Here is a 20,439-nt window from a genome sequence, read left to right as displayed (position 1 = left end):
TATCGGCCTCTTTTGCATCCTGATAGTGGCTTCGAATTCGACTGTGCGGCACGATTGCGAATCGCGCACCCGCACCGGCCGGAAGCGATGCTGGGGCGGTACGTCTCGTAACGTGTGGCGCGACGGGCGAGCTCCGAGTCGACAGAGCGAGGCAACAGTGCGGACATGGGTGGCGCCCGGCCGGGTGAACATCATCGGCGAGCACACCGACTACAACGACGGTTTCGTGCTGCCCATCGCGCTGCCCCTGGTGACACGGTGCGCGGCCGAGACGACCGCCGACGGACTCGTCCGCGTCGAGTCACGGCAGCGGCCGGGGGAAGCGGTGCGGGTCGGGACCGGCGAGCTCGCCGCGGCGCGGGATCGGCTGCCGGGCTGGGCGCGATATCCGGTGGGCGTGGTCGCCGAGTTCGTGCGGCGCGGGCATTCCGTTCCCGGTCTGGTGCTGGAACTCGACGGCGCGGTGCCGATCGGCGCAGGCCTGTCGAGCTCGGCGGCGCTGTCGTGTTCGGTGGCGATCGCGCTGCGTGATCTGTGCGCGCCCAGCGTCGTCGACCGCGAACTGATCGACATCGCCCGCGCTGCCGAGAACGACTACGCGGGCGCCCCGACGGGCGTGCTCGACCAGTCGGCCGCCGTGCTGTGCACCGCCGGGCACGCGCTGTTCCTCGACGTGCGCCGCTTCATCGCGGGCGCCGCAGGCTACGAGCAGATCCCGTTCGACCTGGCCGCATTCGGTCTCGAGCTCCTTGTCATCGATACCGGGCAGCCGCACGAACTGGTGGACGGCGGCTACGCGCTGCGGCGTGCGCAGTGCGAAGCGGCGGCGGCCGAACTCGGTGTCCGCGCGCTGCGCGACGTCGACGCGGAGGCGGACCTGGTGCGGATCGCGGACCCGGTCACCCGGCGCAGGGCGCGACACGTGGTCACCGAGAACGCCCGCGTCGTCGCGGTTGCCGAGAAATTGCGGCGAGGTGCGGATCCGCGCGAGATCGCGCCGATCCTGGTCGCGGGTCACGCCTCGCTGCGCGACGATTTCGAGGTCTCGACGGCCGCGCTCGACACGGCGGTGGCGGCCGCTCTCGACGCGGGCGCGCACGGGGCGCGGATGGTCGGCGGCGGCTTCGGCGGCAGCGCCATCGCGCTCGTCGACCGCGAGCGGACCGAAGCGGTGGCCGCCGCGGTCGGCGACCGGTTCGCCCGCTCGGGCTTTCCCGAGCCGCGCACGTTCGCCGTGGTTCCGGCCGACGGAGCGCGCCGGGAATCCTGAGCGCCGCGCTCGGGAGATTCGAGCTCCGGCGAATCCTCGGACCGATGGACTCGCTGAGCAACCGTCCAGATTTTGTGCGCGAATGTGCCCCACCGGTGCTGCACAATCACGCACAGTGGATGTCACGGACACCGCACGACGCAGGACCTAGCTCGACGCCCGGTTTCACGCCAGGAGGGACGACGCTGTGCCGCTTGCCGATCCATCTTTCCTCAGCGCCGTTCGGCCGCACGCTGGCGACCCTTTCGGCGCGACGTCGCTGCGTCTCGACGCGGCCACGACCCTGCGGCTGGACGCGGAACCCGTCGACTATGCCCTGGTAGCCCTGTATTTCGTGTTCGTGCTCGGCATCGGTCTGCTGGCCAGGCAGCGGGTGTCGTCCAGCATCGACTTCTTCCTGTCCGGACGTTCGCTGCCCGCGTGGGTCACCGGTCTCGCGTTCATCTCGGCCAACCTCGGCGCGGTCGAGATCATGGGCATGTCGGCCAACGGTGCCGAGTACGGCTTCCCGACCTTCCACTACTTCTGGATCGGCGCGGTGCCCGCCATGCTGTTCCTCGGCGTGGTGATGATGCCGTTCTACTACGGCTCCAAGGTGCGCAGCGTGCCGGAGTTCATGCGCAGGCGTTTCGGCACCGGCGCGCACCTGGTGAACGCGCTCAGCTTCGCGACAGCCCAGATCCTCATCGCCGGGGTGAACCTCTATCTACTCGGCTCCATCGTCAACGTGCTGCTCGGCTGGCCGCTCTGGGTGTCGGTGATCGTGGCGGCGGTGATCGTGCTGTCCTATATCACCCTCGGCGGGCTGTCGGCCGCCATCTACAACGAGGTGCTGCAGTTCTTCGTCATCGTGGCGGCGCTGCTGCCGCTCACCCTGGTCGGCCTGCACAAGGTCGGCGGCTGGGATGGGTTGCAGGACAAGGTGGCCGCGTCACCCGGCGGCGCGGAACAACTGGAGTCGTGGCCGGGCAACGCGCTGAGCGGGTTCGGCAACGACTTCCTCTCGGTGCTCGGCATCGTGTTCGGCCTCGGCTTCGTGCTCTCCTTCGGATACTGGACGACCAATTTTGTCGAGGTTCAAAGGGCTCTGGCGACGCACTCCATCTCCGCGGCCCGGCGCACCCCGATCATCGGCGCCTACCCGAAGATGTTCATTCCGTTGATCGTCGTCATCCCCGGCATGATCAGCGCGGTGCTGGTGCCGCAGATGGCCGAGTACAAGCAGGCGGTGACGGCCGATCCGGACTACACCGACGACGTCACCTACAACCAAGCGCTGCTCTATCTGATGAAAGACGTGCTGCCCAACGGCCTGTTGGGCGTCGGGCTCGCGGGTCTGCTCGCGGCGTTCATGGCGGGCATGGCCGCCAATGTCTCGGCGTTCAACACCGTCTTCAGCTTCGACCTGTGGCAGCAGTACGTGATCAGGGACCGCTCCGACGGGTACTACCTGACCGTAGGCCGTGTCGCCACCGTCGGCGCCACGGTCGCGGCCATCTTCACGGCGTTCATCGCGAGCAGTTTCAGCAACATGATGGACTACCTGCAGACGCTGTTCAGCTTCTTCAACGCGCCGCTGTTCGCCACATTCATCCTCGGCATGTTCTGGAAGCGCATGACGCCCACCGCGGGCTGGATGGGGTTGGTCGCCGGAACCGGTTCGGCCATCGTCATTTTCCTCATGCACGAGGCCGGAGTCTTCGAATTGTCCGGTCAGGGAGCGAGTTTCGTGGCCGCGGGCACGGCGTTCGTAGTCGACATCCTGGTCAGCGTCGCGGTCACCCAGGTGACCCAGCCGAAACCCGCGGCCGACCTCGTCGGCTTGGTCTACTCGGAGACGCCCGCGTCCATGCGCACCGACCCGGAGGCCGACACGCTGCCCTGGTACCAGCGCCCCGTCCTGCTCGCGGGGATCGCCCTGGTGCTCGTCATCGCCCTGAATCTCCTCGTCGGATAAGGAAGACCGCTCATGCTGTTCGATATCCGCACCATCGTCGGGGCCCTGCTCGGCTGCTACGGCGTGGTCCTGGTGATCACCGGTCTGGTCCACGACACCGCCGCCGAGGAGGCCAAGACCGGCGGCATCAACGTCAACCTCTGGGCAGGCATAGGCATGATCGCCGTCGCCCTGGCCTTCCTCACCTGGGTCCTGCTGCGTCCGGTCAAGCCCACGGAACCCGCCCGCACCGAAGACCAGCCGACCCCGCCGGAGTGAATCGGGTCAGGAACCAGGGCCGCGGCCGACAAACAGGGCGGCCAGGACGCGGCGAACCCCGCCCGGCCGTCGGCCGAACGGGGTTCGCGCAGGTGAAAGGGGGTGTTCTCAGCAGCTCACTTGGCCGCGTTGAACGGCGAGTTGATGGTGGTGAAGTACTGGATGGCCGCGCCGATCGCCACCGGTGCGGTGATGAAGATCTGGCCCGCGAGGGCGCCGATCGGGCCCATCACCACCGCGCCCGCGAGGCAGCCGACGGCGGCGGCGGGCAGGAAGGGTCCGAGGAGTCCGACGATGGTGCCGCCGATCGCGACGCCGCCGACGATGCCGCCGAGCACGCAGCCGACGGCCGCGCCACCGAGGGCGCCTGCCAGCGTGGCGATGCTCGCGCCCATGCTGATGGTGCTGGTCATGCGGGACCAGGCGTCCTTCTCCCTGTCGTATTCGCTCTTCCACGGAGCCTTGTCCTCGAAGGGCAGCGCGACCGGCTTGTAGACGGCCTTGTCCATGGACACCTGCGGGGTCATCGTGACGGTGCGGCCGGAAATGTCTGCGGCGATGGGGAATTCGAACTCGTCGATGCGCAGGGTGAGCGGGGTTCCCGCGACGACGGTGCCGTCGGCGGCCTTGATCTTCAGGACGTTGTCCTCGACCATGAGCGAGCCCGCGTCGATAGAGACGATCGAGGAGGTCTCCGTGGTGTTCGTCGTGAAGTTGATCGCGGCGGGGGCGGCGTCGGCGAGCGGGGCGGCCGAGCTCGTGCCAGCGGCGATACCGACCGCGCCGGTCATGAACGCGGCGGCCACGGCGAACTTCGTGATCTTCATGGTGCTGTGAATTCCTTTGTGTTGTCTGGGGTGTCGCGAGCGCGACAGGACGACGGCCATACCTATGACGAACCAGCAGGCCGTTGAGTGACGCGCCGGGGTGGTCCGCCCGGCGCGGTGTTCAATAAGGGATCAGGACGCGGTGGCGCGCAGCCGTCCGACGAGCCCGGCCGCGACATCCACGGCCAGGAACGCGAGCAGGCTCAGACCGACCAGCGGCACGAACCAGCCGACGACCACCGCGGCGGCCAGCACGGGCAGCGCGAGCCACGGCGAGGTGGCGCGCAACGCGCCGCGGCGCGGAGCCCGGCCGAGTGCGAAACGGGAACCGCGAGTGGGCCTGCGGCGCCACCACATCAGGTAGCCGAACACGATCACCACGATCAGGCCGATCATCGCCGCGAGCAGCAGCAGCTGATTCGGCAGACCGAACAGCAATCCCATGTGGAATGCGATGCCCCAGTTGGTGAGCTTGGCCATCAGCGGCCAGTCGGCGAAGGCCAGCCGGTCGGTGATGCTGCCGGTCGCACCGTCCACCGCGACCGCGTCGACGGTGTAGATGCCAGGCATGCGCCGTTCCTTGACGGCGAACGCCTTGTCCGGCTTCGCCGGAATCGCGATCTCCACCGCCTGGGTCACGCCCGCGGCACGGGCGGACTCGTACACCCGATCCAGCTGCGCGATGCGGGTCTGCGGGTCGGCGGGCTGCGGCGCCGGTGCGTGCCCGCCGCCGTGGTGGTCGCCGCCCGAGGAGTGGTCGGGCGCGGACGCACCGGGCATGGCGGTGCTGACGGCGGGAGTCGTCCAGCTGAGCTGTTTGCGCAGCTCGGTGATGTTGTCGCCCGCATAAGTGGACCAGGTCATGCCGGTGGCCGAGAGCAGCAGGATCACCGGCAGGATCCAGACGCCGATGGCCCCGTGCCAGTTCATCGTCCGGCCGCGGCCGCCCTTCGAGCGGTCGGGGGCGAACAGCCAGGCGGCCGAGTTGCGCTGCCTGCGCGCGCGGACGCGGCGGAACCACAGCACCAGACCGGCCAGCGCGATGACCCACAGCCACGAGGCGGCGAGCTCGCTGTAGATCCGGCCCGGTTCGCCGAGGTGCAGATCGCGGTGCAGCCTGTCGATCCAGGTGCGCAGGGGCAGCGCTCCCGAGCTGCCGTAGACGACGGACTCGCCGACCGGCTGCGCGGTGTAGGGGTTGACGAACACCGCGCGGCGCTCGGATTCGCCCAGCGACGGATCGGTGAAGATGACCCGGGTGGTGTCCTCGGGTCCCGGCGCGGGCGAGACCGCGGCGAGCGCCAGGTCCGGCCGGGTCGCCACCGCGGCGGTGACCTGCTCCGACAGCGGCTTGGCCGCTTCGCCCGCTTCGACCGTCAGCAGGTCGCGGGAGACGAACGCCTCCAGTGTCGGGGAGATGGCGTAGAGCGCGCCGGTGACGGCCGCGATCAGGATGAAGGGCGCCACGAAGACGCCCGCGTAGAAGTGCAGCCGCATGGCCAGCGCCTGCAGCCCGTTGCGGGCCGCGGGTTTGCGCCCGGCGGATTCGGGTGGCGGCGCCGAGGATTCGGCGTCGGGGGTGATGGTTTCTGTTGTGCTCACGGTCGTTTCGTTTCTGAGGTTCTGGAACCCGGTGCGTGCGCTCGAGAACAGCGCTGTGACGGCGCGCGACGCATGCCGGCAGCACCGAGGAGTGCTCGGCGTACGGAATGTGTGACATCGCCGCGGGCGAGAGCCCGGACGCGCGCGGCGGCCCCGCATCGGAACGCGGAACAGCGGCAGCACACGAACAGCGCGTTCGTGCACCGGGTGTGGGTGAAATCAGACGTGAACGAGGAGCGGCGGGCCCCGGGTGCGCAGCGTCTCGGCGGCGAGAATCCGCAGGATGACGCGATCGCGGTAGGTGGTGCGCAGCGGAGCCGCGTCCGGGATGACGAGTACGCGGTGGCGCACCGGCAGCACCCGGGCCAGGACGGCGGTGCCGATCCGATAGGCAGCCTCGGCGCCGCGGATGACGACCGCAGCCATGCAGGCGGCGACGATGTGCGCGGTCAGCATCTGCGGGGTCAGCTGGGTGTCGCCGTGATGCAGATGCCCGGAGCTGAAGCCCATGGCGACGTGGCCGAGCAGCTGACCGCCGACGAGCGCCGTGATCAGACCCGCCCCGGTGTCGCGCAACGGTGCGAGCCCGGCGACGAGCGCGCCGACGACCGCCGAGGCCGCGGCGAGCAGCGCGAGGGTGGTGCTGTCGGGGGCCATGCCGCCCGAGGCCCAGCCGTGGGCCGCGATGGAGACGGTGCCCGAGATCGCCCCGGCCGACCCGCCGCGCAGCCGCGCGACGGCGCTGCGACGTCCCGCAGCCGACCGGTCGAACTCGATACTCACCCGCTGATGATAACGGACGTGTTACTGGTCTCCGACCACGTCGGCCAGTTCCCGGAAACCGGTCTCGACCAGGCATTTCCGTCCGGAAGCTTTCGGGAGGCTCAGGTCCGGTCGGCCTTGAACTGGTTGATCGGGCCCTTGTCCATCCGCACCGCGACCCGGCCGTCGGGTTGCAGGAACACCGCGGGCCGGGATTCGGAGAACCGTTTGCTGTAGAGCTCCAGCCGTTCGATGAGCACGCCCTCGGGGCGGTTGTAGACGACGCCAGGCACACAGGTGAAGATCCAGCTGGACTTCTTCGCCTGATCGGCGGGTATCACCACCTGGTCGGCGCCGTTCTCGATGGCGAGCGAGACCCGGTATTTGAAGAACGATCCGGTGCCGTTGTTGATCGCGGAGTACGCCACCGGCACGATCGCGACGATCTCGGGTGCGAAGCGGACCTCGATGATCTCCTCGGTATGCCCGCCGCCGCGGCGGACGTGGCCCCGGCCGCGGTCGCCCAGATGACGAACCAGATCGCGATATTGCGGAGTGGCCGGGGTGTTCATGGCGTCGAACGTGGCCACGTGCACCACCTCGCCGGTGTTCAGCACGACCAGCGCGTAGGCCTCGTAGTCGGTGCCGCTGGCCCAGGCCACCCGTAGTCGGATCACCGGGGCCTTCTCCAGCAGCACCGGCGGGGCGTCCTTCGTCAGCGTGACCGCGCCCTTGGTGAAGTTCACGCCGGGTGGCGGCGGCGCAATCGGCTGGGGTGGCGCCGTTGGTTGAGGCGGCATCGGTTGGTGCGGCGGCATCGGTTGGTGCGGCGCTGTCGGTTGAGGCTGCGCCATCGGTTGGTGCGGCGTCATCGGCTGGGGCGGCGCTGTTCGCTGAGGCAGCGCTGTCGGTTGGGGCGGCGCTGTTGGCTGAGGCAGCATCATCGGGGGCGGCGGCATCGTCCCGTGCGGCGGAGCGGGCGGGATCGGCGGCGGTGCGGCGGGCGGCGGTGGAAGCGGTTGCGCAGCAGGATGATACGAGCCGATCGGCTGGCCGAAAACCGGGGCGGGAGGCGTACCCGCCGGTGACGAGGGCGGCGGGGAGGTCGTACCCGCGGACGGTCCGGCGGATGGTGGGAAGGGCTGTGCGGCGGGTTGCGAGAAGGATTGCCCGGCGGGCGGTGGGAAGGGCTGTGCGGCAGGTGGCGGAAAGGTCTGCGCGGCAGGCGGAGTCGCCTGCGCTGCGGGCTCGTCGTCGACGGTGATCCCGAAATCGGTTGCCAGCCCCGCCAACCCGCTGGCGTAACCCTGCGCCACGTTGCGTAGCTTCCAGCCGCTCGCCCTGCGATACACCTCGCCGAGGATGACCGTGGTCTCCGAACTCAGTCCAGTGATGGGCAGATCGTGGGCGAGCCCGCCGTCCTCGGTGATGCGGACCGCGAGCGAGATGCCGCCGAACACGCCATTGTCCACCGACGCCGCGACCACCAGTCGGTCGGTCACCGCGCCGACGCTCGGTAGGTCGATGCAGATCGCGCCGTCGGTCAGGCGCACCGCCCCGTCCGGCGAGACGGGCTGGTTGTAGAAGACGAATTCGCTGTCGTCGCCGACCCTGCCGTGGTCGCGCACGCACAGTACCGAGAGATCGATGCCCGCGGGTGCCACGGTGACGTGCAATCGCCCGCCACCCAGCGCGACGTTCCCACCTTTACCGATCACACTGGACATCGCGCGCCCCTGTCCTCGAATTGCCCTCGCGCGCAAGCCTAATACGGGCCGACGGTGCCGGTCGACGGCCTGCGCGGCGCCCGTGCTCGTCGAACACGGGCGCCGCACAGGCGATCAGCGTGTATTCGTGCCTCTCAGCCCTCGATCTCCATGTCGATCAGCGGCTTGCGCAACAGCTTGCCGGTAGCGTTGCGCGGCAGTTCGTCGAGGAAGATCACCTCGCGCGGCACCTTGTAGCGGGCCAGGTTCGCCTTGACGTATTCCTTGATCTCCTGGGCATCGCGCTTGGACTCCGGGCCTGGTACGACGAACGCGCGCAACCGCTTTCCGTATTCGCGGTCGTCGACGCCGACCACCGCGGCCTCGAAGATGTCGTCGCGCCCGGCGATCAGGTTCTCCACCTCGAGCGGGAAGACGTTCTCGCCGCCGGAGACGATCATGTCGTCGTCGCGGCCGTCGATGTAGAGCAGGCCGTCGGCGTCGAAGTGCCCGACGTCGCCGCTGGACATCATGCCGTCGACGATCTCCTTGGTGCGTCCGTCGGTGTAGCCGGTGAACGCGAAACCGTTGTCCACGAAGATGGTTCCGGTGACGTTCGGCTGGGTGATCGGCTTGCGGTTCTCGTCGAGCAGCACGATGCGGATGCCGACGGGCGCGCGGCCCGCGGTGGTCGGCGCCTTGCGCATGTCGGCCGGGGTGGCGACGGTCATCACCGCGCACTCGGTGGAGCCGTACAGGTTGTAGAGGCTGTCGTTGAAGTGGTCGAGCGTGCGGGTGACCACGTCGGGCGCGATGGCCGAGCCCGCCGCGAAGATCACCTTGATGCTGCGCACGTCGTACTTGGCGAGCACGTCGTCGTCGAGATCGAGGATGCGCTGCAGCATGGTCGGCACGACCACCAGCGAATCGGCCCGGTACTTCTCGATATTGGCCAGCGTCTGCTCGGGGTTGAAGCGGCGCTGCTGGAAGATGACCCGATTGCCCAGCGCCAGACCGAGGGTGAACTGGGAGAGACCGGTGCCGTGGAAGATCGGCGCGGCCATGATCATGGTGCCGTTGGCGGGCAGCGGCACCCGATCGATGAACTGCGCCGAGGCGAACGGGCTGACCCGGTCGCGCGGCGCGCCCTTCGGGGTGCCGGTGGTGCCGCTGGTCAGGATGACCATGCCGCCGGGCTTGTCCGGGGCGGGCAGCGGCGCGGTGGAGCGGCCGGCGGACAGCGATTCGACGGTCGGAATCGCCGGGTCGGCGTTGTCCTTCTCGTCGACCCAGGTGAGGATGCGCGGGATCTCGGCGGGAATGGCGCTCATCAGGTCGAGGAACTCGCTGTCGTGCAGCACGGCCTTGACCTTCTCGCGCGTGGCGACATCGGCGAACTGCGGCTTGGCGAAGCCGGTGTTCATCAGCACCGCGCGCACGCCCAGCTTGCCCGCGGCCAGCAGGCTCAGCACCATGCCGCGGTGATCGCGCGCCAGCACGGCGACCACGTCGCCTGCCCGGATGCCCTGCGCTTCGAGCCCGCGCGCGAAGGCGTTGGACTGCTCGTTGAGCCGTCCGAAGGTCACCTCGCCGCGCTCGTCCACGATGGCGGCGGCGTGCGGCCTGGTCTGCGCGGCGTGCATGACGACGCCGGCGAACGGACCGAACTTCAGCACGTTGAACGCCGAACGGGCGGCGTGGTCAGGGCGCAGCGGGTTGAACAGGCCCCGCTTGACCATGATGTTCACGCCTAGCGCGAGGTCACCGGCCTTGCGAACGGATCCGCCGAGCGCGGGAAAGGACAAAGACATAGAGGACAACCTTCCGCGGCCCATCCACCGGGACTCGGGGTGGTGTGGACCGCAACTTCGAGATCCAGTGCTGGTGCTAACAATAGCAAGCAACTGTTACCGAGTGTGTCATCCATCTCACCGCGTGGCGGTCTTGCCTTTCGGATACCCATCGGGTCGCGAATCGGGTTGCGCCGCAACGGCTCCGATTCGCGACCCGGATCGGGTCAGGCGTCGATCTTGTACTCCACGAGCACCCGGCGCAGCAGCTTCCCGGTGGGGTTGCGCGGCAGATCGTCCAGGAAGACGACCTCGCGCGGCACCTTGTACCTGGCCAGGTTGTCCTTGACGTAGGCCTTGAGCTCCTCGCCGTCGGGCGTGTGGCCGGGCTCGGGAACGACGAAGGCGCGCAGCCGCTTGCCGAATTCCACGTCGTCCACGCCGATCACCGCCGCGTCGAACACGTCGGGACGTTCCAGCAGCAGGTTCTCCACCTCCTGCGGGAAGACGTTCTCGCCGCCGGAGACGATCATGTCGTCGTCGCGGCCGTCCACCATCAGCAGGCCGTTGGCGTCGAAGTGGCCCACGTCGCCGCTCGACATGTAGCCGTCGATGATCTGCTTGTTCCTGCCGTCGGTGTAGCCCTCGAACGGGGCGCCGCTGCGCACGAAGATGCGCGCGGTGACATTGCGGTCGGTGACCAGCTGGTCGTTGTCGTCGTAGAGCCGCACGTCGCAGGTGATCGGCGGGCGGCCGACCGTGCCCGGCGCCTGCGCCAGTTCCTCCGGCTTGGCGATGGTGGCGATCGCGACCTCGGTCGAGCCGTACAGGTTGTGCAGCACGGGGCCGAACACCTCGGCGGCGCGGATGCACAGCTCGGGCGCCAGCGCGGAACCGGCGAGCACGATGGCCTTCAGCGAGGAGGTGTCGTACTTGGCGCGCACCTCCTCGGGCAGCTCGACCATGCGGTGCAGCATCGTCGGCACCGCGACCAGCATGTCGGCCTTGTGGTCGGACACCATCTTCAGGGTGGCCTCGGCATCGAAGCGGCGGCGCATCACGATCTTGTTGGACAGCACCGTGCCCACCAGCCAGGTGCCGAGGCCGGTGCTGTGGAAGATCGGCGAGACGATCACCATCGTGCCGAACTTCTGGAACGGGATGCGGTCGACGAACTGCGCGGTGGCCATCGGCGTCACCTTGGTGCGCGGCGCGCCCTTGGGCAGGCCGGTGGTGCCGCTGGTGAGGATGATGAAGCCGCCGGGCTTGGCCGGTGCGGGCAGCGGCTCGCTGGAGTTGGCGGCGATCAGGTCGTCGAAGGTCTTTGCGCCCTCCGGTAGCTGGGCGCCCTCGTCCACCCAGGTCAGGTAGCGCGGCAGGTCCTCGGGCAGCGCGTCGAGCAGGCCCAGGAACTCGCTGTCGTGCAGCACCGCCTTGACCTTCTCGCGGACGCACACCTCGGCGAACTGCGGCTTGGCGAAGCCGGTGTTCATCAGCGCGATTCGGGCGCCCAGCTTGCCCGCGGCGATCATCGACATGATCAGGCCGCGGTGGTCGCGTGCCAGCACGGCGATCACGGTGCCCTCGGTGATGCCCGCGTCGTGCAGGCCGCGGGCGACGGCGGTGGACTGCTCGTCCAGCTCGCGATAGGTCAGCTCACCGCGTTCGTCCGCGAGGGCGATCCGGTCCGGCGCGATGCGGGCGGAATGCCGGACCAGGGCGGCCTGCGGGCCGTAGATCCTGGTCTCCTTCATGGTGCGCAGGGTTTCCAGCGGTGCCTTGGGATCGCTGACTCCGCGAGACCGGAGCACCCCCAAAGCTTTCACAGTTTCCAGCGCACGCGCCACGCTCAATCCGAACACCTCCACTGAACTTCGCGTGGGCACTCGACCACGCGAACTCGGCTATGTGGATGCCTACCGTAGCAGCGAACGTGTGATGGGTCACATTTAAAGCCGACAAAGCGGACAATGGCATCTGACGGGGCTCAGCCGGCGCGGGTCTCTCCGGGCGGCGCCGTTGTCCTGCACCTGCGACCTCGCCACCTGACCGAGCTGCTGGAAGACGCTGCCGCCCGGAGGAGACAAGAAGCGTGTCGAGGAATCTGACCCAATTGGAATTGCTGATCGAGCTGGAGCCGGTCGCCGAGCGCGAGCTGAACCGGCATCTGGCGACGGCCAGGGACTGGCACCCGCACGAGTACGTGCCGTGGAGCGAGGGACGCAATTTCGCGACGATGGGCGGCGCCGACTGGGCACCGGGACAGTCACGGCTGTCCGAGGTGGCGAAGGCGGCCATGGTGGTCAACCTGCTCACCGAGGACAATCTGCCCTCCTACCACCGCGAGATCGCGGAGAACTTCTCCAGGGACGGTGCGTGGGGCAGCTGGGTCGGCCGGTGGACCGCCGAGGAGAACCGGCACGGCATCACGATGCGCGACTACTTGGTGGTCACCAGGGGAGTCGACCCGGTCGCGCTGGAACGCGCGCGCATGGTGCACATGACCAAAGGCGCCGATACTCCCGCCACCTGGGACGACACCAACGTGCTCTACGGCCTGGCGTACGTGACGTTCCAGGAGCTCGCCACGCGGGTCAGCCATCGCAACACCGGCAAGGTGTGTGACGACCCGATCGCGGACAAGATGCTGCAACGCATCGCCGCCGACGAGAATCTGCACATGGTCTTCTACCGGAACATGTGCGGTGCCGCATTGGATCTCGCGCCGGATCAGACGCTGGAGGCGATCGCGACGATCGTGCGGAAGTTCCAGATGCCCGGCATCGGCATGCCCGACTTCCGGCGCAACGCCGTGCTCATCGCCAAACACGGCATCTACGATCTGCGTCAGCATCTGGAGGACGTGCTGATGCCGGTGCTGCGCCAATGGAATGTGTTCGGCCGCAATGATTTCGGCGATCGTGGTGAACGTTTCCGGGGGGAGCTGGGCGCGTTTCTGGAGAAGCTGGAGCGCGATGCCGCGCGGTTCGAGGAACGGCGCGATCGCATTCTGATGGCGGAGGCCGCCCGCCGATTCGAGGCCGAGACAGGCGATTCGGGGCGGGCATGAGAAGTACTGGTGTGCGGGGCGCGGCTGTGCGCGGCGGGGGCTCGGGTGTGCGTCGCGGAGGCGTGGCGGTCGCCGCCGCGACGCACGGCGGGATCAGTTGTAGATGGCGCCCATCGAGGGGATGGAGATGGTGCCGCGCTGGTACTGGAAGCCGTCCGGGTTGGTGTCGCTGACCGGGACCGACCAACGGTGCCACAGGGTTCCGTACACGGCCGAGACGATCATGCCGGGGCCGAGGGCGAGCGCCCTGGAGCGAATGGTGGTGTCCACCGGAACGTCCTCGTGCTCGTAGAGCGCCTCGGTGCCGCTGCGGCCGTTGGACAGATTGACCCACAGCGCTTCCAGCTTGGCGCCGCCCTGGTTCGGCGAGATGGTGCCGGGGCCGCCGAAGAAGCCGAGGCGGAAGCCGTCGATGCCGAGCGCGATGCCCGACCCGTACATGCCTGGCCCTTCACCGCGCCCGATGTCGGACTGGGCCGGAACCTGGAACGGCTGGGCGGGCAGCGCGACCCGGCTGTTCGCGGGCATCATGCCCGGCATGGCGAGCAGGCGATCGATGGCCTCCTCCGCCATCGGATTGCCCTCCGCGGCCTCGCGCAGTTTCTGCACCGCGATGCCCCAATCCACGGTCGGAAGCTCGGGCTCCGCCGCTGCACTTCCGCTGAACACCGTCGCGAGAACGGCCGAAACGACCGCTGCCGCAGTGAGATGACGCTTGAAACTCAGTCGACGCATAACCAATCTCCTTGCCAGAGTCCTTGGTACAGCCCTTACTGAAATCAGCCCGCAGATCGCGGTAACCCTCGAGACCCTAGCCGATCCCCGACCCCCCTCCACAACCCCACCCCGAAACCGGAAAACCGGTGCGGGGCCACCCAACCCCGCACCGGTTTCACCGTGTCTGCCGCTAGCGCGTCACTTCAGTTCGGCGCTGGTCTTGCCGAGCACCCGGCGCGCGACGATGAGCTGCTGGATCTGCTGGGTGCCTTCGAAGATGTCGAGGATCTTCGAGTCGCGGCCCCACTTCTCCAGCAGGGTGCGCTGGGAGTAGCCGATGGTGCCCGCCAGTTCGACGGCCTTGAGGGTGACGTCGGTGCCGGTGCGACCCGCCTTGGCCTTCGACATGGAGGCTTCCAGCGAGTTGGGCTTCTTGTTGTCGGCCATCCACGCCGCGCGCAGCGACAGCAGGTAGGCGGACTCGTAATCGGCTTCCATGCGCAGGAATTCGGCCGCCGCGGCGTGCTGGTTGATCGCCGGGGTGTCGTAGGAGATCTCGATACCCGCGCCGGTCAGGATGGCGCGCAGCTCCTCGAGCGCGGCACGGGCCACGCCGACCGCCATCGCGGCCACCAGCGGACGGGTGTTGTCGAAGGTCTGCATGACCCCGGCAAAACCCTTCTCCACGTTGACTTCCGGGCTGCCGAGGATGTTGTCGGCGGGAATCCGGCAGTCCTGCAACAGCAGCACGGCGGTGTCGGAAGCCTTGATGCCGAGCTTGTGCTCGAGCCGCGCCACCGAGAGACCCGGAGCGTCCCGCGGCACGACGAACGACTTGATCGCCGCGCGGCCAAGGCTCTTGTCGACCGACGCCCACACCACGATGTGGGTGGCGCGCTGACCGGCGGTGACGAAGATCTTCTCGCCGTTGAGCACCCATTCGTCACCGTCGCGCACCGCGGTGGTGGTGACGGCGGCGGAGTCGGACCCGAAGGACGGCTCGGTGATGGCCATCGCGGCCCACACCTTGCCGAACCGCTTCAGCTGCTCGTCGGTGGCGACCGCCGCGATGGCCGCGTTGCCCAGACCCTGGTAGGGGATGGACAGCATCAGGCCGACATCGCCCCACGAGGTCTCCAGCGCGTTCAGCAGCGCGGACATGTTGCCGCCGTTGGTGTTTCCGAGCAGCTCGGTGGCGTGTGTGTCCGACGCCTCGGAGCGGCCGCCCGCGGCGCCGCCGATCTTCTGGGTGCCGGAGTCGGCCAGGCCCTCGACCATGGCGGCCATGGTGTCCAGCTCGACCGGGTACTGGTGCTCGGCGAGGTCGTACTTGCGCGAGATCGGCCGGAAGATCTCCGAGGCGACCTGGTGGGCCTGGTTGGCGCTGGCCCGCAGCTTCTTGGGGAGTTCGAGATTGATCATTGTGGAAGGTCTCCTGAAGGAACGAACAAGCCGGTCAGATGAGCACGACACCCTCGGCGACGCCGATGGCCCGCAGATCGCGGTACCAGCGCTCGACCGGGTGTTCCTTGGTGAAGCCGTGGCCGCCGAGCAACTGCACACCGTCCAGGCCGATCTGCATGCCCTTGTCGGTGGCCAGCTTGCGGGCCAGCGCCGCCTCGCGGCCGAAGGACAGGCCCTGCTCGGCGCGCGACGCGCCCCGCAGGGTCACCAGTCGCAGGCCGTCGAGTTCGATGGCGATGTTGGCGACCATGAACGCGACCGCCTGGCGGTGCGAGATCGGCTCGCCGAACGCCTCGCGCTCGTTGACGTAGGGGATCACGTAGTCGAGCACGGCCTGGCCGGTGCCCGCGGCGAGCGAAGCCCAGCCGAGACGCGCCAGGCGCACCGCGTCGGCGTACTCCTCCGCGCGGGTCTTGGCGTCGCCGTCACCGAGGACGGCGTCGGCGCCGACCGCCACGTCGTTGAGCAGCAGACGGCCGATGCCCGCGGCGCGCAGACCCATGCTCGGATCGGCCTCGACGACAAGGCCCGGCGCGTCGGACTCGACGATGAACAGGGCGGGGCGGCCGTCGAGGTCGGCGGCGATCAGGAACAGCTCGGCGTCCGCGGCGGCGGGCACCAGGCTCTTGACGCCGTTGAGGCGGTAGCCGCTCGGCGAACGGGTGGCCTTGGTCTGCAAGGCGAACGGGTCGAACAGCGCGCGCGGCTCGTTGATCACGACCGAGGCCTGCGGGACGTTCTCGCCGGTGAAGGCGGGCAGGTAGGTCTTCTGCTGCGAGTCGGTGCCCCACTGGGAGAGCGCGACAGCGACGCCGCTCGGCGCCAGGATCGGCAGCGCCAGACCCATGTCGCCGTGCGCGAGCGCCTCGGCGACCATCGAGTTGGTGACCGCGCCGCGTTCGGAGGCCGCACCCTCGAGCTCCTCGGGCACGTTGATCAGGGTGATGCCGAGTTCGGCCGCGCGCTCGAGCAGGTCGCGCGGCGCCTTGGCGGCGTGGTCGGCCTCGTAGGCCGCGGGGCGCAGGATCTCGGCGGCGAATTCGCGCACCGTCTCGACGATCATCTGCTGCTCGTCGGACGGGGTGATGTCGAAGAGGTCCTTCTTCTTCGACTCGTTGTCCGCGAGCCGTTTCGGCGCACCGCCGCCCGCGATCTTGTTGAACGCGCGGGTGGCCGCACCCAGAGTGCGGAAGCCGGTCTTGGTGCCTTCGTAGGTGACCCGCTCGATCGGCTTGCGCAAGTTGTACTTCTCGGCGAGTTCCGACCCGGTGAGAGTCGTCATGGCCCGCATGGCGGCACCCATCCAGTCCCGCTTGGGCTGATTGAGGCCGACGGCGGACGTGTCTGGACGTCGCGTCGTTGCGCTGTCTCGAGTGCTCATCATCACCTGTTTTCTCGGGTGGGTGGGTGAGGTCTTGCCCCAGCTATCTTACTCCTGAGTAAGGCTATCTTACTCCAGAGTAAGAAGGCCGTCGAGCGGCCGTCGATCCGATGCTGCCGGAGGTTGGCCGTGGCCGACGCTCCGGTGCGCGAATCGCGTCTCGATCCCAGGTGTGGGCCCGATTCTTCGTGACGGCTCACGATTGCCACGTAGTGAAACGAATGTACTTCACAATGCGCTGGATTCGGCTACGGTGTCGGCACGTTTGTCTGCCCCCGAGATGGAGGTCTTGTTCATGAAGCGGCTTGTGGTAATGGCCGGGTTCGCGGTGGCGGTCGGGTTGGGCGCACCGGCGGCGATCGCCGCGCCGGGTCTGCCGTTGGTGCCCATCGATGTGGATCCCGGCGGGCCGCCGCGGGTCGATTTCGGTTCCGGCGCACCGGTGGTGGACTTCGGCTCCGGTGAAGCGGGGACGGGTATCGACCTCGGTTCGGGCGAAGTCGGTTTCCCGTCCGGCTCGGCGGGCTCGGGCTCCGGCGGATCCGGATCCGCGTCGGGGTCGGGTACCGGCTCGGCGCGGCCCTGACGGAAACGGCTCCGTGGGACCGTCGTGTCGGATGATGTGAGGGTCCCGCGGGGCTGGCCGCGGTGGTGCCGTCCGTTCGGAGTGTTGTGTTTCTTGGGCCGCTGTGCTTTTGAGACACTGTGTTTCTCGCGACTCTGTGCGGGACGCTGTGTTTCCTCGCGATGCTGTATTTCTGCGGTACGCAGTGCGTCGGTCGCCGGAGACGCGGGGTTCGTGTGATGTGGCCGGATGCGCGGCGCTGTGTCATCGTGGCCGGATGTACTGGGTAGCGGGGGTTTTCGCCGCCGTGCTGGTCGCGTTCTCGAATCGGTACGGCTACCACCGCGATGAGCTCTACTTTCTCGCGGCGGGCAGGCATCCCGCGTGGGGCTATGCGGATCAGCCGCCGTTCACGCCGCTGGTGGCCAGGGCGATGGCGGCCATCGATCCCGAATCGTTACCGCTGCTGCGGGCACCCGCCGTGCTCGCGGCGACCCTCGTGGTGGTCTGCGCCGGGCTGATGGCCCGGGAATTCGGCGGTGGTCGCGCGGCGCGGGCGCTGGCCGCGGCGGCGGTCGCGAGCGCCGCGCTGGTGCAGGGTGCGGGACATCTGCTGAGCACGGCTGTGTTCGATCTGGCGGCGTGGTCGGTGCTGGGGTTGTTGCTTTTGCGGTTGCTGCGTTACCCCGCTCGGCCCGGCTCAGGCGCGAAATCGGTGACGGTCGCACAATATTCGGTCCCAGTCGCCGCGGCGGACCCTGCCGTCGTGGAATCCGCCGATGCGGTCATAGCCGCGAAATCGGCCGTCGACGGCGCGGCTGTCCTTCGCGCCGATCCCCGTTGGTGGCTTGCGATCGGGCTGGTGGCGGGGGCTGGCCTGCTGAACAAGTCGCTGCTGATCTTTCCCGGCGCGGCGCTGGTGGTCGCGCTGCTCGTAGTCGGCCCGCGAAAGGTCTTGGCGACCAGGTACTTTCCCGTGGCTGTCGGGCTGGCGGCCCTGCTCTGGCTGCCGTATCTGTGGTGGCAGGCGCGCAACGGGTGGCCGCAGTGGGACGTCGGGCGGGCGATCGCGGGCGGTTCGTCCGGCACGTCCGATTCGCCGATCATGTTCGTACTGTTGCAATTCGGGCTGATGGGTCCGCTGCTGACGCCGCTGTGGATCTACGGACTGTGGCGGCTCTGGCGGGAGCCGCGCTATCGCGCTATCCCGGTCGCCTACGGTCTGCTGTTCGTCGTCTTCCTGCTGACCGGCGGGAAGGCGTATTACCTGGGCGGGATGTATCCGATCCTGCTCGCCGCGGGCGCGGTGCCGTTGGCAGGCATGCTCGGCCTGCGGCGTTGGCGTTGGGCGGCGGCCTGCTCGGTCGTGACGGTGAATGCGATCGGCTCGGCCGTGTTGTTCCTTCCGATCCTCCCGGTCTCGGCGCTGCCCGGGTCACCGGTGCTCGCGGTGAACTACGACGCGGGGGAGACCATCGGATGGCCGGAGTTCGTCCGTCGAATCGGCGCTGTCCGTGCCGGTTTGGGTGGTGACGTCGCCGTGCTCACCGCCAACTACGGCGAGGCGGGCGCGATCGAGCGCTTCGGCGCGCCCTATGACCTGCCGACACCGCACTCCGGCCACAACGCCTACTGGTGGTGGGGCCCACCGCCCGGCACCGCCACGGAGGTGCTCATGGTCGGCATCGAGCGTGATCGACTCGCCGAACTGTGCGCCGTCGTCGAACCGGCGGGCCGCATCGACAACGGCCTCGGCATCGACAACGACGAACAGGGCGAGCCGCTGTTCGTCTGCCGCGAGCCGCGCGCGCCGTGGCACGAACTCTGGCCGCGCGCAAAGCATCTCGGCTGAATCTAGAGCCGATTCCTGCGCAGGAACTCGTCGATGACCTTCCACCATTGCGCGGGCCGCTCGACCATGAGCGCATGCCCGGCGTCGATCTCGACGTACTCCGCGCCCGGAATGGCCGCGGCGAGCATGCGCGAATTGGCCGGGTCGATCAGCAGGTCGGCGGTGGCGTTCAGCACCAGCGTCGGCACCGTGATGCGCGCCAGATCGGCTGTGGTGTCCACGTTTTCGACGAGGGCTGCTTGCTGCCTCGTCCCGCCGGGCACGGCGGCGGCGGTCTGCCGGATCAGCGCGTCGACAGCGGCGGTGGGCAGCGAGCCGAGATGGTCCGCCGAGAAACCGACCAGGGCCGACAGCCGCGCGAACGTCTCGGTGTCGCCGAGATCCAGCAGATCCTGCCACGCCTGGACGGCAATCCTGGCGCGGTTGTCCGGCTTCGCGAAGCCCGCGGCCAGCAGTAATCCGCGGACCCGGTCGGGATGCCGGACGGCGGCCCGCACCGCCACCGCGGTGCCGAGCGAGAACCCGAGGACGGTGAAGGTCTCGACGCGCGCGTCCACCGCGGCCGCGACCAGTGCATCGGCGAGTGCGTCGAGGTCGAGCCGGGTGTCGTCGCCGGGGTAATCGGAGGCCACCACGGTGTGCGTCGCGGCCAGCGCCGGGATGATGCCGCCGAAATTGCTCGCGATCGAGCCGCTCGCCCCGTGCGCGAGAACGATGCCGGGCCCGGCGCCGGAGACGGTGGTGGTCAGGGGAATCGCTGTCATGCCGCCGAAGTTAGGTATTCACATGGATGTGAAGGCCAACCCGGAGTGAGCGGAGTCACATGCTGATCGGAGACCTGTCGCGCGCCAGCGGCGTGGCCCCGCGACTGCTGCGCTACTACGAGGAACAAGGGTTGCTGGTGCCCGGCCGAGACGGGAAGGGCTACCGCACCTATGGCGCGGACGCGTCCGCGCGGGTCGCCCGCATTCGCGAATTGCTCTCGGCCGGAATGTCGACCGAGGACAGCCGCGGTCTGCTGCCCTGTATGTCGGATCCGACGCGGTGGGTGCTGCCCTGTGACGAGTCGCTCGACATCGTCGAACAGCGCTTCGCCGAGCTCGGCAGCAAGATCGCCGAACTCACCAGGCAGCGCGGCTTGCTCGAGGTGCAGCGCGACGCCATCCGGGACTGGCTCGACCGAGAGTGACTCCAGCGCAGGAGTCTTCGACCAGGTCG

At 68.7% G+C, this 20,439-nt stretch carries 17 protein-coding genes; 7 read left to right on the top strand and 10 right to left on the bottom strand.

Translation table 11 applies throughout. The features are described 5' to 3' along the window. Positions 1 to 157: 157 nt before the first annotated feature. The 3 genes from galK (at position 158) to AC3EO7_RS29555 (ending at position 3,485) form a co-directional block, all read left to right on the top strand. Positions 158 to 1,270 (top strand): galactokinase, encoded by a 1,113-nt coding sequence (gene galK, locus AC3EO7_RS29565; protein WP_431971114.1) that lies wholly within the window; start codon positions 158 to 160, stop codon positions 1,268 to 1,270. 259 nt (positions 1,271 to 1,529) lie between these two features. Continuing rightward, positions 1,530 to 3,227 (top strand): sodium:solute symporter family protein, encoded by a 1,698-nt coding sequence (locus AC3EO7_RS29560; protein ID WP_431971140.1) that lies wholly within the window; start codon positions 1,530 to 1,532, stop codon positions 3,225 to 3,227. A 12-nt stretch (positions 3,228 to 3,239) separates the two neighbouring features. Further along, a complete protein-coding gene (locus AC3EO7_RS29555) occupies positions 3,240 to 3,485 on the top strand; it encodes a hypothetical protein (RefSeq protein ID WP_431971113.1) in 246 nt (81 codons plus the stop codon). A 116-nt stretch (positions 3,486 to 3,601) separates the two neighbouring features. On the opposite strand, the gene AC3EO7_RS29550 is transcribed toward AC3EO7_RS29555, so the two are convergent. From AC3EO7_RS29550 to AC3EO7_RS29525, 6 genes are all read right to left on the bottom strand, one after another. Beyond that, complete coding sequence (locus tag AC3EO7_RS29550; RefSeq protein ID WP_431971112.1) at positions 3,602 to 4,312, bottom strand: DUF8020 domain-containing protein; 711 nt, start codon at positions 4,310 to 4,312, stop codon at positions 3,602 to 3,604. Positions 4,313 to 4,444: 132 nt separating this feature from the next. Then, on the bottom strand, positions 4,445 to 5,914 hold the full coding sequence (locus AC3EO7_RS29545; RefSeq protein WP_435593020.1) for a PepSY-associated TM helix domain-containing protein: 1,470 nt from the start codon (positions 5,912 to 5,914) through the stop codon (positions 4,445 to 4,447). A 219-nt stretch (positions 5,915 to 6,133) separates the two neighbouring features. Next, entirely contained in the window at positions 6,134 to 6,697 is a 564-nt protein-coding gene (locus AC3EO7_RS29540; RefSeq protein ID WP_431971110.1) for a hypothetical protein, read from the bottom strand. 101 nt (positions 6,698 to 6,798) lie between these two features. Continuing rightward, positions 6,799 to 8,403 (bottom strand): TerD family protein, encoded by a 1,605-nt coding sequence (locus tag AC3EO7_RS29535; protein ID WP_435593019.1) that lies wholly within the window; start codon positions 8,401 to 8,403, stop codon positions 6,799 to 6,801. Positions 8,404 to 8,537: 134 nt separating this feature from the next. After that, entirely contained in the window at positions 8,538 to 10,193 is a 1,656-nt protein-coding gene (locus tag AC3EO7_RS29530) for an acyl-CoA synthetase (protein WP_431971108.1), read from the bottom strand. Between the two features lie 206 nt (positions 10,194 to 10,399). Then, entirely contained in the window at positions 10,400 to 12,025 is a 1,626-nt protein-coding gene (locus AC3EO7_RS29525) for an acyl-CoA synthetase (RefSeq protein WP_435593018.1), read from the bottom strand. A 239-nt stretch (positions 12,026 to 12,264) separates the two neighbouring features. Here AC3EO7_RS29525 and AC3EO7_RS29520 point away from each other — a divergent pair, with 239 nt between their 5' ends. After that, the gene (locus AC3EO7_RS29520) at positions 12,265 to 13,242 is read left to right on the top strand and encodes an acyl-ACP desaturase (RefSeq protein WP_435593017.1); all 978 of its coding nucleotides are present in this window, start codon (positions 12,265 to 12,267) and stop codon (positions 13,240 to 13,242) included. A gap of 93 nt (positions 13,243 to 13,335) precedes the next feature. Here the strand turns inward: AC3EO7_RS29520 and AC3EO7_RS29515 are convergent, their stop codons facing one another. From AC3EO7_RS29515 to AC3EO7_RS29505, 3 genes are all read right to left on the bottom strand, one after another. Beyond that, positions 13,336 to 13,977 carry a hypothetical protein gene (locus AC3EO7_RS29515; protein WP_435593016.1) on the bottom strand — a complete coding sequence of 214 codons (642 nt, stop codon included), beginning with the start codon at positions 13,975 to 13,977 and terminating at the stop codon, positions 13,336 to 13,338. A 180-nt stretch (positions 13,978 to 14,157) separates the two neighbouring features. Beyond that, positions 14,158 to 15,381 carry an acyl-CoA dehydrogenase family protein gene (locus AC3EO7_RS29510; RefSeq protein ID WP_431971104.1) on the bottom strand — a complete coding sequence of 408 codons (1,224 nt, stop codon included), beginning with the start codon at positions 15,379 to 15,381 and terminating at the stop codon, positions 14,158 to 14,160. Between the two features lie 34 nt (positions 15,382 to 15,415). Further along, on the bottom strand, positions 15,416 to 16,810 hold the full coding sequence (locus tag AC3EO7_RS29505) for an acyl-CoA dehydrogenase family protein (protein WP_431971103.1): 1,395 nt from the start codon (positions 16,808 to 16,810) through the stop codon (positions 15,416 to 15,418). 289 nt (positions 16,811 to 17,099) lie between these two features. On the opposite strand from AC3EO7_RS29505, the gene AC3EO7_RS29500 reads away from it, so the two are divergent. Then, positions 17,100 to 17,390, top strand: coding sequence for a hypothetical protein (locus tag AC3EO7_RS29500; RefSeq protein WP_435593015.1), 291 nt, complete (start codon positions 17,100 to 17,102; stop codon positions 17,388 to 17,390). Positions 17,391 to 17,646: 256 nt separating this feature from the next. Further along, on the top strand, positions 17,647 to 19,221 hold the full coding sequence (locus AC3EO7_RS29495) for a glycosyltransferase family protein (protein ID WP_435593014.1): 1,575 nt from the start codon (positions 17,647 to 17,649) through the stop codon (positions 19,219 to 19,221). A 2-nt stretch (positions 19,222 to 19,223) separates the two neighbouring features. Here the strand turns inward: AC3EO7_RS29495 and AC3EO7_RS29490 are convergent, their stop codons facing one another. Next, entirely contained in the window at positions 19,224 to 19,985 is a 762-nt protein-coding gene (locus AC3EO7_RS29490; protein ID WP_435593013.1) for an alpha/beta fold hydrolase, read from the bottom strand. Between the two features lie 59 nt (positions 19,986 to 20,044). Between AC3EO7_RS29490 and AC3EO7_RS29485 the strand changes: the two genes are divergently transcribed. Next, positions 20,045 to 20,410, top strand: a complete 366-nt coding sequence (locus AC3EO7_RS29485) for a MerR family transcriptional regulator (protein ID WP_435593012.1) — start codon at positions 20,045 to 20,047, stop codon at positions 20,408 to 20,410. The last annotated feature ends 29 nt before the right edge of the window (positions 20,411 to 20,439 follow it).

It is taken from the genome of Nocardia sp. bgisy118 (assembly GCF_057708605.1).
The sequence above is the reverse complement of the archived record's forward strand: the minus strand, read 5'-3'. Positions and strand labels throughout refer to the sequence as shown.